This window comes from Erythrobacter westpacificensis, assembly GCF_039542285.1.
GTDB classification, from domain to species: Bacteria; Pseudomonadota; Alphaproteobacteria; order Sphingomonadales; family Sphingomonadaceae; genus Alteraurantiacibacter; species Alteraurantiacibacter westpacificensis.
Window position 1 is genome coordinate 118979 of sequence record NZ_BAABHV010000001.1, and the last position, 12648, is coordinate 131626.

A 12648-nucleotide genomic window follows, 5' to 3' on the forward strand; every position below is an offset into this window, starting at 1 on the left:
CTAGTCGTCCTCATCCTCGTAGCCGACCAGTGCGAGGGCGCGGGCGCTGCGCTGGTGGAGCTGGTGCCAGCGCAGCAGCGCTTCCTCTCGCCCGTGCGTGATCCATGTCTCGTGCGGGTTTACTTCCTCGATGGTGCGGGTCAGCTCGTTCCAGTCGGCGTGGTCGGAGATCACCAGCGGCAGTTCGACATTGCGCTGCCGCGCCCGCTGGCGAACGCGCATCCATCCGCTCGCCATGGCGGTGATGGGGTCGGGAAGGCGCCGGCTCCACCGGTCGTTCAGCGCGGATGGCGGACACACGACGATAGATCCGCGCATGTCGTCCTTCTCGTGATCGGAGACGAGCCGCAATTCGCCGAGATCGACGCCGAATTCCTCGTAAAGCCGGCACATCTTCTCCATCGCACCGTGCAGGTAGATGGGCTGCTTGTGCCCGGCCGCGCGCAGTTCCGCGATTACGCGCTGCGCCTTGCCCAGGGCATAGGCTCCCACGAGGACGCAGGAATCCGGATGCGCTTGCAGGCGGCCGAGCAGCTTGGCCATCTCGTCCTCGATCGGGGGGTGGGTGAACAGCGGCAGGCCGAAAGTCGCCTCGGTAATGAAGATGTCGCAGGGCGTTACCTGGAACGGCGGGCAGGTGGGATCGGCGCGGCGCTTGTAATCGCCGGTAATGACAACGCGCTCCCCTGCGTGTTCCAGCAGGATCTGCGCGCTGCCCAGCACGTGCCCCGCCGGAATGTACGTGGCATCGACACCGCCCTTCAGCCGGATCGTCTCGCCATATTCGACCGGGGTCGCACCCTCGCGCGTGTTGTAGCGCAGTTCCATGATCGCCAGCGTTTCCGGCGTGGCGACGGTTGTGCCGTGGCCGCCACGCGCATGGTCGGCATGGCCGTGGGTGACGAGCGCAGTGTCGACCGCTCTCGACGGATCGATCCAGACGTCGGCCGGCACGATGTGAACGCCGTGCGGTTCGGGCCGGATCCATGAGAAAGGTGCTGCCATTGTAGTGGATAAATAATCGATTTCTGTGGAGTTCCCCTTGAGCCGGATTCTTGACACAAGGATTTCCAACAACCGGCGGTCTTGAATACGTGAATCATATGTGCATAGATTCTGTACGACGGACCACCAAAAGGTGGCCGTGCGACCGAGGGATTGTTCTAGTTAGAAGTTGAACGAATACTGGCGTGGCCATCGGCGGGTATGCTCACATACGCTTTCCCACCGACCAAAACGCCAGCGACGATAGGCACGGACAAATACCCGTGGCTCCATAGTCGCCTCCTTTGATCTGAAAGTCGGTGTTAAGGACCGACGCCTCCGAGGGGCCTCGTGCCCCTCGGGCGGCATCAAGAAGCGCCGAGGTTCGGAGGTTCAGAAAAAAGGTGGCCGCACGGCCATCTGCAGATCAGCCTAACGAGGCCGATTCGGTCAAGCGAGGGGCGGACTTATCCCCGACCAGCGGGAGTTGCGCCGCGCGACATTCGTTCCGGGCTAGTTCTCTGTTTCCCGGTTTTGCCAGGCATCGACAGCGGCATCGTATTTCAGGATGCGGTTGTCCGGGTCGGCGAGGAAATGCGCGTCGGCGCTGGGCAGGGTGATCACGCCCCGGCCGCCCGTCATCATCAGCGTGCGGTTGCTGCCGCCCACGCGCACCTCGAGCGGCATTTGGAACGGCAGGTCCGAAGGCGTGATCCATTCGAAAGACACCTTTGCGCCGTCCTGCCTCATGTCGAGCCGGGGCAGGTCTGCCTCATGGAAGTAAGCATCGAAGAACCAGCCGAGGTCCTCGGCGGTGATGTCTTCGAGGATTGCGCGGAAATCATCGGTTGTACGGGTCAGCGGATGAATTTCTCCAGGGACCGGTTGGCTCGTGCCGTAGGTCAGCCGGGTAATGGCCGGGAACAGTGCCCCGTCGCCGACGAGGTAGCGCAGCGTGTGCATGATCCACGCGCCCTTGAAGTAGATGTCGTCACCCCACATCGCCTCGCGGTCGTTGTAGTCGGGCAGTTCGCCTTCGGGCGGCACCAGCGGCACGCGGCTCCAAACGCGCTGGCGCAGCTTCCACATTTCCGCGTCATAGAACATCCGGCCACGCGCGTGTTCGAGATAAAGCGGCTGGGTCCAGGTGGTGATCCCCTCGGCCAGCCACATGTGGTTGACCGAGGCGTTGCGAAGCTGGTTGGCGAACCATTCGTGTGCGAACTCGTGCTGGAGCAGCCAGTCGTGGCCGTAGGCTTCGGGCCGGAAGCCGTTGCCGTAGGCGTTGATGGTCTGGTGCTCCATGCCGAGGTGCGGGGTCTCGACGACGCCTGCCTTTTCGTCACCGAAGGGATAGGGGCCGAACGTCGCTTCCATGAAAGCGATCTGATCGGCCATTTCGCCAAGCAGGCGCTGTGCGCCCTCGGCATTGCCCGGCAAGTGCCAGAAGGCGAGCGGGATCGTATTGCCATAGCTACTGCGATAGTCGCGCCGCGCGACTTCATAGGGGCCGATCTGCAGGGCGACGCCGTAATTACTCGGATCGCGCGCCTGCCAGCGGAAGGTGGTCGTGCCGTTACCATTGGCGTACGTGCCGATCTGGCGACCGTTGCCCGCCGCGACCAACCCATCCGGCACTGTTACCATCAGGTCCAGCGTGTCGATGCGGTGCGAGGAATGATCGATGCAGGGCCACATGAGGTCGCACCCCTCGCCCTGCACCGCGGTGGCGATCCAGGGTTGCCCGTCTTCGGTCTGCGACCACACGAAGCCGCCCTCCCAAGGTGGGTTGATCGCTTCGTGCGGCATCCCTCCGAAATCGATCGAGACCATGACCGGCTCGTTGGCCGAAACAGGCTGGGGCAGGGTGATCGTCAGCAGGCCATCGGGATTGCGCCACTCGCTGCCCGCAAGCTCGACGTTGTCGAATTCCACCCGGCTTACGTTGAAGCGCGGATCGAGATCGAATTGCAATTCGGACAGGTCGGCCTGTGGAACCATGCGGTAAAACCCCGTCCCCTCGATGCGCCTTTGCGAAGGATGCACGGCGATCGAGAGCGAAACGTGTTCGATCTGCATCGCGCCGCGCGGACCTTCGAGCGGAAGGTCGCTCTGCGCGGTTCGTTCGGCCAGCGGCGGCGGATTGTCCTGCGCCCAAACGGAAACGGCGGGAGCGAGAGCCCCCGCCGCCACTATCGCGATTGCGGATTTCAGCTTCATGGCGCGAGATTACCCCGCAGCCATCGCTCCGACTAGTCCTCGGTATCCTTGCTGCCGTCCTTGTCGGCGGCAGGGGTTTCCGGCTTCTTGGTATCCGCCTTTTTTGCCGCAGCCTTGCGCTTGCCCTTCGGCTTGGTCTTGGGCGGAGCGGGCGTCAGCTCGAAAGCGAGCTTCTCGTCCTTCACGGTGACATGAACCTCGCCGCCTGCCGCCAGCTTGCCGAACAGCAGTTCCTCGGCCAGCGGCTGCTTGACCTTCTCCTGGATCAGGCGCGCCATCGGACGAGCACCCATCAGCTTGTCGTAACCGCGCTTGCCCAGCCATTCGCGTGCGTCGCCGTCGAACTGTATGTGCACGTTCTGCTCGGCCAGCTGAAGTTCCAGCTGCAGGATGAACTTGTCGACCACGCGGCTGATCGTTTCCGGGCCGAGATAGCCGAACGGCACAACGGCATCGAGACGGTTGCGGAATTCGGGGGTGAACATCTTCTTCACCGCCTCTTCCGATGCTTCCGTCTTCTGCCCGGCACCGAAGCCGATACCCTGCTTGGCAGCGTCCGCCGCGCCCGCGTTGGTCGTCATGATGAGGACCACGTTGCGGAAATCGACGGTCTTGCCGTGATGGTCGGTCAGCTTGCCGTTATCCATAACCTGCAGCAGGATATTGAACAGGTCCGGGTGCGCCTTCTCGATCTCGTCGAGCAGCAGGACGCAGTGCGGGTGCTGGTCGATGGCATCGGTCAGCAGACCGCCCTGGTCGTAACCGACGTAGCCCGGAGGCGCGCCGATCAGGCGGGAGACGCTGTGCCGCTCCATGTATTCCGACATGTCGAAGCGCTTCAGCTCGATACCCATGATCGAGGCGAGTTGGCGCGCGACCTCCGTCTTGCCGACGCCGGTGGGGCCGGAGAACAGGAACGAGCCGATGGGCTTGTCCGCCTCGCGAAGCCCTGCGCGGCTCAACTTCATGGCGACGGACAGGCGTTCGATCGCCTCGTCCTGGCCGTAGACGACCCGCTTCAGGTCCTTGTCGAGATTGCCGAGAGCCTTCTTGTCGTCCTTGGAAACGGATTTGGGCGGGATGCGCGCCATCGTCGCCACGACCTTCTCGATCTCCTTGGCGGTGATCGTCTTGCGGCGGCGGCTGGGCGGAACCAGCATCTGCATCGCGCCCACTTCGTCGACCACGTCGATAGCCTTGTCGGGCAGCTTGCGGTCGTTGATGTAGCGCGCGCTCATTTCCACGGCGGTCTTCAGCGCATCGGGCGTGTACTTTACGCCGTGATGCTCCTCGAAGGCGCTTTTCAGGCCCTTGAGGATCTTGATCGTGTCCTCGATCGTCGGCTCGTTCACGTCGATCTTCTGGAAGCGGCGCAGCAGGGCGCGGTCCTTTTCGAAGTGGTTGCGGAATTCCTTGTAGGTGGTGGAGCCGATGCAGCGGATCGTTCCGCCCGACAGGGCAGGCTTCAGCAGGTTGGAGGCGTCCATCGCCCCGCCGCTGGTGGCGCCGGCACCGATCACGGTGTGAATTTCGTCAATGAAAAGAATGGCATCGGGCATCTTTTCGAGCTCGTTGACGACCTGCTTCAGTCGCTCCTCGAAATCGCCGCGATAGCGCGTACCGGCGAGCAGCGCGCCCATGTCGAGCGCGTAGATAACCGCAGGCTCGAGCACTTCGGGCACGTCGCCTTCCACGATCTTGCGCGCCAGGCCTTCGGCGATGGCCGTCTTGCCCACGCCCGGATCGCCCACGTAGAGCGGGTTGTTCTTCGAGCGGCGGCAGAGGATCTGTACGGTGCGGTCCACTTCCGGGCCACGCCCGATCAGCGGGTCAATCTTACCGTCCAGCGCCTTCTGGTTGAGGTTCACGCAGAACTGGTCGAGCGCGGAATCCTTCTTGTTCTTGTCCGGCTTCTCTTCGCCGCGCGCCTGCGATTCTTCCTCGCTGCCGGTAGGGGAGCGGTCTTCCAGCTGCCGGCCACCCTTGCCTATGCCGTGGCTGATGAAGCTGACGGCGTCGAGGCGGCTCATGTCCTGCTGTTGCAGGAAATAGACTGCGTAGGAATCGCGTTCGGAGAACAGGGCCACCAGCACGTTTGCACCGGTGACGGTATCCTTGCCGCTGGACTGCACGTGCAGGATGGCGCGCTGGATCACCCGCTGGAACCCGGCGGTGGGCTGCGGATCGGCGTCCTCGTCGGTCTTCAGCGACTGGTATTCTTGGTCGAGATACTGGCGCACCACGCCGCCCAGCTCTTCCATGTCGACACCGCAGGCGTTCATCACCTCTCCGGCGTCCTCATCCTCCACCAACGCGAGCAGCAGGTGTTCGAGCGTGGCATATTCGTGCGCACGATCGATCGCGTGCTGGATCGCAGTGTGGAGGGTCTTTTCGAGGTTTTGCGCGAAACTTGGCATGGTCTTCCTTGGGCGGCCTCAGGCCATTGCGGGAACGGTTGAGAAGGGTGCGTCCGGCTTGGTGAACATCGACCTAACGCGGCGGGTTAACTCGCACGCGGAACGGCCTGCAAGCGGGTGTAACAGGGATATGGTGCGCGTCTGCGCGATTTCGAGGGGTACGAAGGGCCGGGTCCGGCCCATCAGTCCGTCTCTCGCGGCTTGAACAGCGCGTCGGCAAACTTCCGGTGCTGGTCTGCCTTGCTGTGGTGCGCCTTTACGCGCGCGATTTCCGCTTCGAGCAACTGGATACGCGCCATCAGCTCGTCCTGCGAATAGCTGTCGAGGCTTTCTCCGGCCAGCTGGCCGGCGGCGTCGGAACGCATCCGGGGAAGGTCATCTTCCATTGCGATGCAACATCACCATGCAGGCGCTTGCTGTCAATGGTGGGCATCCCTAGGACTGTGCATCACCAGGGCGTTGAACAGGGGGGCTTCTTGGCTGACGAATTGCCGCAAACCATGTCCGTTGTCGCGATCAGCGAGCCGGGCGGGCCGGACGTGTTGCAGATCGAATCGCGCGATGTGCCGGAACCGGCGCAGGGCGAGGTGCTGGTGCGCGTCAGCCATGCGGGCGTGAACCGTCCCGATTGCCTGCAGCGGGCAGGCTCCTATCCGCCGCCCAAGGGCGCGAGCGACCTGCCGGGGCTGGAAATCGCGGGCGAGGTCGTGGCGCTTGGCGAAGGTGTCGATCCGGGCGAACTGGGCAAGAGGGTATGCGCTCTCACCAACGGTGGCGGCTACGCCGAATATTGCATTGCCCGGCCGGAGCACTGCCTGCCGGTGCCTCCCGGCCTTTCCATGGCGGAAGCCGCGGCGATTCCCGAAACGCTGTTTACCGTGTGGCACAACGTGTTCCAGCGTGGTTATGCCCGCGATGGGGAGACGATCCTGATCCACGGCGGCACGTCGGGCATTGGCACGATGGCGACGATGCTGGCCAAGCTGTTCGGCATGACCGTCATCACCACCAGCGGCTCCGAAGAGAAGTGCGCCGCCTCGCGCAAGGTGGGGGCGGACCTGGCGATCAATTACAAGACGCAGGATTTCGTCGAGCACGTGAAGGCCTTCACCGACGGCAAGGGCGCGGAACTGGTGCTGGACGTGGTGGCCGGCGACTATACCCAGCGCAATCTCGACGCACTGGGAGAGGACGGCCGCCTCGTCGTTATCGCGGTGCTGGGCGGGCCGAAGTCCGAGATTAACGTGGCGAAAATGATGGTTCGACGTCAATCCATCACCGGTTCCACGCTGCGCCCACGCTCCAACGTTTTCAAGGGGATGCTGGCGGACGAACTGTTCCGCGAGGTCTGGCCGCTGGTCGAGAACGGAGAGCTGCGCCCGGTGATGGACAAGACCTTCCCACTCTCCGAAGCGGCCGAGGCGCACCAGCGCATGGAAGCGGGCGAGCATGTCGGCAAGATCGTGCTCGACGTGGCCGGGGGTGCGAACTGATGGCCAATTCGCTGCCTGCCACCGCGCACACGCGCGGCGAACTCTGCGCCCGGATGGATGCCTTTCTCGATGCGCTGTCGGCGCGGGATGCCTCGCAAGTAGCATGGGCCGAGCATGTCGTCTTTACCGAGAACAACGTGCAACTGGCCGTTGGCGACGGCATCTGGAACACAGTGACGGCTATCCCGCGCGACTACGACCTGAAGGCAGCCGACCCGGCGACCGGTCAGGTCAGCTGGTTCGGCTTCGTTACGGAAGGGCCGGATACCGCCGTAATGGGCCTGCGCCTGAAAATCGAAGCAGGGCGCGTTGCCGAGGCCGAGGCGATCATCTGCCGCCCGCACGAGCTTGGCCCGTTCCCCGTGATCGACCTCGATCGCCGCCCGCGCGAGAGCCTGCTCGCCGACGTGCCGCAGGAGCAGCGCACCGCGCGCGAGCGGATGATCGCGCTTGCCAACGGCTATTTCGACACGCTGCAACTGAACGACGGCAAGCTGTTCACCCATTTCACCGACAACTGCGACCGGATCGAGAACGGCCTGCAGACGACGAACGTGGAGATCGAGGGCTATCCCATCGCTGCAATGGGCACGGGGGACCAGTTCCGCCTTGGTCAGTACAAGTATGACGACCGCCTGCGCGACCGCCGTTTTCCGCTGGTGGACGAGCAGAAGGGCCTGGTGATCGCCGCCGGTTTCATCGACCATTCGGGCCGCATAACCGAAGTGACATGGACCGACGGCAGCACGCACGATTCCATCTTCCATTTCCCGCACAGCTTCGCCTTGCTGGAAATGTTCAAGATCGTGGACGGCAAGATCGCCGACGTGGAAGCGGTGTTCATCACCGTGCCTTACAACATGCCTTCGCCGTGGATCGCGCCGCAGCCCTACGTGGTGCGCTGACCAAAGGGCGCTGACTCGAAAGCGTCACACTGTCGTCGAAATGCCTCCAAACTGTGGCCAGCGTGTAACATCCTTGAATCATAGGCTGATAGCCAAACAGGCAGCGACGAGGCGCGCATCATGTTTGGCAACTATCTCGACGGTGAATTCGGCAACGGGGGCGGCGTAGGCTGGCGGCTGAAAAGGAAGTTCTACTGGCCCGACGCCCATAACGACATCGTCTGGCGCATCATGAAGCGCGCCAAGCGCGGCACCAGGGTCGTCTACATTCCGGGCAACCACGATGAAATGTTCCGGCAGTTCACCGGCCTCAACTTCGGCGGCATCGAGATCAGGCGAGCAGCTTTCCACGATACGGCGGACGGGCGGCGGCTGATGGTGCTGCACGGCGACGAATTCGATGCCGTCATGCTGTCGCACCGCTGGCTCGCTTTCGTGGGGGACGCGCTCTACCACTTCATGATGGGCGTGAACCACTGGGTGAACGCCGTGCGCCGCAAGCTGGACCTGCCCTACTGGTCGCTTTCAAAGATGGCGAAGCACAAGGTGAAGAACGCCGTCGAATTTATCGGCAAGTACGAGGAAGTGGTTGCCCGGGCTGCGGGAGAGCGCGGCGTGGACGGAGTGGTCTGTGGCCACATCCACACCGCCGAGCACCGTATGTTCACCCACGATGGGAAGCGCGCCGAATACTGGAACGACGGCGACTGGGTGGAAGGCTGCAATGCGCTGGTGGAGCACGCCGACGGCCGCATGGAAATCCTCCACTGGCCCGAGGAAGTCGCGCGGCGCGAAGAGCGAATGCGGCAGGCGGACAGCGCCATTGCCGAAGCAGCGTGACCGGAACAGCCGCATGAAGATCGCTCTCGTCACCGATGCCTGGCACCCGCAGGTAAACGGCGTGGTCCGCACGCTGGAGACCGTGATCAGCGAACTGCGCCAGGGCGGGCACGAAGTCGACGTGACCTCGCCAGACCAGTTCCCTTCGATGCCGGCGCCGTCCTACCCGGAAATCCGGCTGGCATTCACCGGGATGCGCGGCCTGGCCACCCGTTTGGAGCGGTTCGCGCCCGATACGATCCACATCGCGACCGAGGGGCCGCTTGGCTGGGCGGCGCGGCATTACTGCCTGCGCCGAAAGCTGCCTTTCACCACCGCCTATCACACGCAGTTTCCGGACTACGTGGCGCGGCGCACCGGCATGCCCGCCAGCCTATTCTGGCCGATGATCCGCCGCTTTCATGCGCCCGCCGTGCGAACGATGGTGGCGACCGAGACGATTCGTGCAGAGCTGACCGCGCAGGGTATCGGCCCGCTGCATCACTGGAGCCGCGGCGTGGACGTGGGGACGTTCCATCCGGACCATGCGCCGCCCGACCTGTTCTTCACCCTGCCGCGCCCGATACAGCTCTATGTAGGCCGTGTCGCGGTGGAGAAGAACATCGAGGAATTTCTCTCCAACACGCATCCCGGTTCCAAGGTCGTTGTCGGGTGCGGCCCGGCGCTGGAGAGGTTGCAGGCGCAATTCCCGCAGGCACATTTCCTCGGTAAGCAGAGCGGGCACGCGCTGGCCGCCTGTTACGCCGGGGCGGACGTGTTCGTCTTTCCCAGCAAGACCGACACCTTCGGCCTCGTGATGATCGAATCGCTCGCCTGCGGAACGCCGGTCGCCGCCTATCCGGTTCCCGGCCCGCTCGACGTCTTGCAGCCCCAAAGCGGTGCCATGGCGGAGCGGCTGGAAGACGCGATTGCGGAAGCGCTTCGGCTCGATCGCCGCCGTTGCCACGCGCTGGGTCGTGCATTCACCTGGGCTGCCAGCGCAGACCAGTTCCTGGATGGACTGGCCCCCATGGCGCGCGCGATGATACCCGAAGAGCTTGTTCGCGCGTCCGCCTGAGCAGCGCTCCCTACGGCTGGAATCGCCAAAAGCTTGCCGATTGCCCGTAACTGCTCTACATCATCGGGCGACGATGGCCGTCCCGTGAGGGGCGGCCCTTTTATTTTCAGTTTTGGAGAACTGCTGTGGCTAACCAGCCCACGCCCCTGATGCCTCATGCCACCGCCAGCTGGCTGGTGGACAACACCGCATTGAGCTTCACCCAGATCGCCGATTTCTGCGGCCTTCATATCCTCGAAGTGCAGGCGATGGCAGATGACCTGGCGGGTGCCAAGTACACCGGCCGCGATCCCGTGCATTCGGGTGAACTGACGCACGAGGAGATCGAGCGCGGACAGGCGGATCCCAGCTATTCGCTCAAGATGCAGAAGGCTCCCGTCGATGTCAGCCGCACCAAGGGCCCGCGTTACACCCCGGTGTCCAAGCGGCAGGACAAGCCCGACGGCATCGCCTGGATCCTGCGCAACCACCCGGAAATCTCCGACGCGCAGATCGGCCGCCTGATCGGCACCACGCGCAACACGATCAACGCGATTCGCGAGCGCAGTCACTGGAACATCGCCAACATCCAGCCCAAGGATCCGGTGACGCTGGGCCTGTGCTCGCAGCGTGAACTTGATGCTGCCGTGGCCAAGGCCGCCAAGCGCGTTGCTGCCGCCGAACCGGCTGCCGAAGGCGAGGAAATGGTCGAAACCGCCGCACCCTCCGCACCGCGTGACGACAAGCAGGAACTGATCGCCGAACTGCGCCGCGAACGCGAGGAAGCGGCCAAGGCGGCTGCCGAAGCGGCGCAGGAAGCCGAGGCCGAAGCATGGCTGACGGCCAAGCGCGCGGCAGAGGAACAGGGCGAGGGCTAACCTCGCCAATTCGCGCTTCATGAGACGAGGCGCGGACCTGAAGCCCTGAACGAGTTGGGGCGGCCCATCGGACCGCCCCATCCCCTCCACAAACTTGTAAGCCCGGATCAGCCCGCCAGCGTCAGGCCGGGCTGTTTGCCTTCGCCCTGCGCGCCATCGGTGGCGGGCTTGGCCTGGGCCTTGCCGCGCAACGGTGCGAAACGGCCATCGACCGATGCACCCTGCTCGATCGTCAGCGTGTCGTAGCTCACATCGCCCTCGATCTGCGCGCTTTTCAGCACCACCAGGTGCCGCACTTCGATCGTGCCCTTGATCTCGCCGGACAGGCGGGCGCTCTCGGCCTTGATCTCGCCTTCGATCCGGCTGGATTCGCCCTGCACCAGGCTGGCGCATTCGATGTTGCCGATGATCTTCCCGTCGACATGCAGGTCTACCGATGCCTCGATGTCGCCACGGATGGTGACGTCGGGGCCGATTACCGAAAAGGTGCCGCCGGGATTAGCCATCGACTTTGCTTTCGTCGGAGTCGGGGGCGAACTCGGCCCGGACTTGCTCGAGAACATGGGGGGCTGTCTCCAGGAAAGGACGCGGGTTTACCGCGCGGTTGTTGATGCGCACTTCGAAATGCAGGTGCGGGCCCGTGGAACGGCCGGTGCTGCCGATGGCGCCGATCACGTCGCCGGCATCGACAGTGGCACCCACCTGCGCATTAAAGCGCGACATGTGGGCGTAACGGGTAGCGAGGCCCGCGCCATGGTCGATCTCCACCACCTTGCCGTAGCCACCCTTGGTGCCGACGAACGTCACACGGCCATCGGCGGCAGCGTGGATGGGCGAACCCATCGGGGCGCGGAAATCGAGACCGGAATGCATGGCCGCCGTTCCACGAAACGGGTCACGACGATAGCCGAAGCCCGACGAAATCGAATTGAGATCGGCAGGCATGACCTGCGGGATCTGGTCCAGCCCGCGCTCCAGCGCGCTCATCCGCGCAAGGCTGAGGCCCAGGCGCTCGAAACGCGGATCGAGCGAGCCGTCGCTTTCCGATGCGAGACTTTCAAGCGGACCACCCATCGCGCTCTCGTTGGCGCGTTCCACGGCGCGCGGATCGAGACCCAGCTGGCGGATCGCTTCCTCGGCGCGTTCGGCGCGGCGATCCGCGTAGCGGGTGAGCCGCTCCGCGAAAGCGAGCTGCCGCGCTTCCATGCGGGTCAGGCCTTCCGCTTCGGGGAAGACATTGCGGATCATGCTGATGAGCTCTTCGCTCTCGGCAGCGGAATCGGTGACGGTGTCGCCACCTTCGGCCAGAACGTCTTCGGGAAGCATCTCGACAATACCGTCGAGCAACTGCTGCCGCGCTTCGAGGTCGGCCACCGTGGCGGCGATATCGTCGGAGTAGGCGGAGAAGCGGTCTTCGGCGGTGGCCACCTGCGCTTCGCGCTCCAGCAGCGATGCGCGCTCCGTGCTCGCCTGCCACTGGCTGACCGCCATGACGCCCATCGAGACAGCCCAGCCCAGCGTTACCGCCGCAACTGTGCCGGCCGCTGCCATCTGCATTTTCGTGGTTATGGTAAGGAAGCGCACCTGCCCCTGCGAGCGCATGAAGAACTCACGCTCCGGAAACCATGTGCGCAGGCGGTCAAGAATTCCGCCCGTCGATTGCTGTGCCAAAACGACCCCGTCCGTCCGCTTGTTTTGTGTGGCAGCAGGGATACCCAACACTCGCGCGAGGCCAAGCCAGAACGTTAACCTATGGGGCGAGTTGAACCTATCGCGGGATGAAACGTTACATACATGAGAAAAAATTGTGCCGTGCCGGGAACTATTCGGAGGATCGGGCTTTGCGAGCCGCTCTTGCCCCTTCCCGCGATTCGT

Annotated in this window: 11 protein-coding genes; 5 read left to right on the forward strand and 6 right to left on the reverse strand. The window is 63.9% G+C overall.

The features are described 5' to 3' along the window. From ABFX23_RS00665 to ABFX23_RS00680, 4 genes are all read right to left on the reverse strand, one after another. The gene (locus ABFX23_RS00665; RefSeq protein ID WP_346031213.1) at positions 1-1005 is read right to left on the reverse strand and encodes a ligase-associated DNA damage response exonuclease; all 1005 of its coding nucleotides are present in this window, start codon (positions 1003-1005) and stop codon (positions 1-3) included. A 492-nt stretch (positions 1006-1497) separates the two neighbouring features. Then, the gene (locus ABFX23_RS00670; RefSeq protein ID WP_346031214.1) at positions 1498-3204 is read right to left on the reverse strand and encodes a M1 family metallopeptidase; all 1707 of its coding nucleotides are present in this window, start codon (positions 3202-3204) and stop codon (positions 1498-1500) included. A gap of 32 nt (positions 3205-3236) precedes the next feature. Continuing rightward, the gene (clpA, locus tag ABFX23_RS00675; protein ID WP_346031215.1) at positions 3237-5621 is read right to left on the reverse strand and encodes an ATP-dependent Clp protease ATP-binding subunit ClpA; all 2385 of its coding nucleotides are present in this window, start codon (positions 5619-5621) and stop codon (positions 3237-3239) included. A 182-nt stretch (positions 5622-5803) separates the two neighbouring features. After that, the gene (locus ABFX23_RS00680) at positions 5804-6007 is read right to left on the reverse strand and encodes a DUF1192 domain-containing protein (RefSeq protein WP_120076267.1); all 204 of its coding nucleotides are present in this window, start codon (positions 6005-6007) and stop codon (positions 5804-5806) included. A gap of 90 nt (positions 6008-6097) precedes the next feature. On the opposite strand from ABFX23_RS00680, the gene ABFX23_RS00685 reads away from it, so the two are divergent. The 5 genes from ABFX23_RS00685 (at position 6098) to ABFX23_RS00705 (ending at position 10773) form a co-directional block, all read left to right on the forward strand. Continuing rightward, positions 6098-7114, forward strand: coding sequence for an NAD(P)H-quinone oxidoreductase (locus ABFX23_RS00685; protein WP_346031216.1), 1017 nt, complete (start codon positions 6098-6100; stop codon positions 7112-7114). Beyond that, the gene (locus ABFX23_RS00690; protein ID WP_346031217.1) at positions 7114-8019 is read left to right on the forward strand and encodes a DUF8021 domain-containing protein; all 906 of its coding nucleotides are present in this window, start codon (positions 7114-7116) and stop codon (positions 8017-8019) included. Before ABFX23_RS00685 ends, ABFX23_RS00690 begins: the two co-directional genes overlap by 1 nt. A gap of 120 nt (positions 8020-8139) precedes the next feature. Continuing rightward, entirely contained in the window at positions 8140-8859 is a 720-nt protein-coding gene (locus tag ABFX23_RS00695) for a UDP-2,3-diacylglucosamine diphosphatase (RefSeq protein ID WP_346031218.1), read from the forward strand. Between the two features lie 13 nt (positions 8860-8872). After that, positions 8873-9916: a glycosyltransferase family 4 protein gene (locus ABFX23_RS00700; RefSeq protein WP_346031219.1), complete on the forward strand. Its 1044-nt coding sequence runs from the start codon at positions 8873-8875 to the stop codon at positions 9914-9916. 149 nt (positions 9917-10065) lie between these two features. After that, positions 10066-10773 (forward strand): DUF1013 domain-containing protein, encoded by a 708-nt coding sequence (locus ABFX23_RS00705; protein ID WP_346031220.1) that lies wholly within the window; start codon positions 10066-10068, stop codon positions 10771-10773. A 107-nt stretch (positions 10774-10880) separates the two neighbouring features. On the opposite strand, the gene ABFX23_RS00710 is transcribed toward ABFX23_RS00705, so the two are convergent. Next, on the reverse strand, positions 10881-11279 hold the full coding sequence (locus ABFX23_RS00710; protein WP_346031221.1) for a bactofilin family protein: 399 nt from the start codon (positions 11277-11279) through the stop codon (positions 10881-10883). Next, positions 11272-12444, reverse strand: coding sequence for a M23 family metallopeptidase (locus ABFX23_RS00715; protein ID WP_346031222.1), 1173 nt, complete (start codon positions 12442-12444; stop codon positions 11272-11274). The genes ABFX23_RS00710 and ABFX23_RS00715 overlap by 8 nt, the downstream gene beginning before the upstream one ends. Between the last annotated feature and the right edge of the window lie 204 nt (positions 12445-12648).

Excerpts from the sequence above, each read along its gene's own strand:
- ABFX23_RS00665 (WP_346031213.1), bottom strand. The coding sequence starts at position 1,005 with ATGGCAGCACCTTTCTCATGGATCCGGCCCGAACCGCACGGCGTTCAC.
- ABFX23_RS00695 (WP_346031218.1), top strand. The coding sequence starts at position 8,140 with ATGTTTGGCAACTATCTCGACGGTGAATTCGGCAACGGGGGCGGCGTA.
- ABFX23_RS00680 (WP_120076267.1), bottom strand. The coding sequence starts at position 6,007 with ATGGAAGATGACCTTCCCCGGATGCGTTCCGACGCCGCCGGCCAGCTG.
- ABFX23_RS00690 (WP_346031217.1), top strand. The coding sequence starts at position 7,114 with ATGGCCAATTCGCTGCCTGCCACCGCGCACACGCGCGGCGAACTCTGC.
- ABFX23_RS00700 (WP_346031219.1), top strand. The coding sequence starts at position 8,873 with ATGAAGATCGCTCTCGTCACCGATGCCTGGCACCCGCAGGTAAACGGC.
- ABFX23_RS00705 (WP_346031220.1), top strand. The coding sequence starts at position 10,066 with ATGCCTCATGCCACCGCCAGCTGGCTGGTGGACAACACCGCATTGAGC.
- clpA (WP_346031215.1), bottom strand. The coding sequence starts at position 5,621 with ATGCCAAGTTTCGCGCAAAACCTCGAAAAGACCCTCCACACTGCGATC.
- ABFX23_RS00670 (WP_346031214.1), bottom strand. The coding sequence starts at position 3,204 with ATGAAGCTGAAATCCGCAATCGCGATAGTGGCGGCGGGGGCTCTCGCT.
- ABFX23_RS00710 (WP_346031221.1), bottom strand. The coding sequence starts at position 11,279 with ATGGCTAATCCCGGCGGCACCTTTTCGGTAATCGGCCCCGACGTCACC.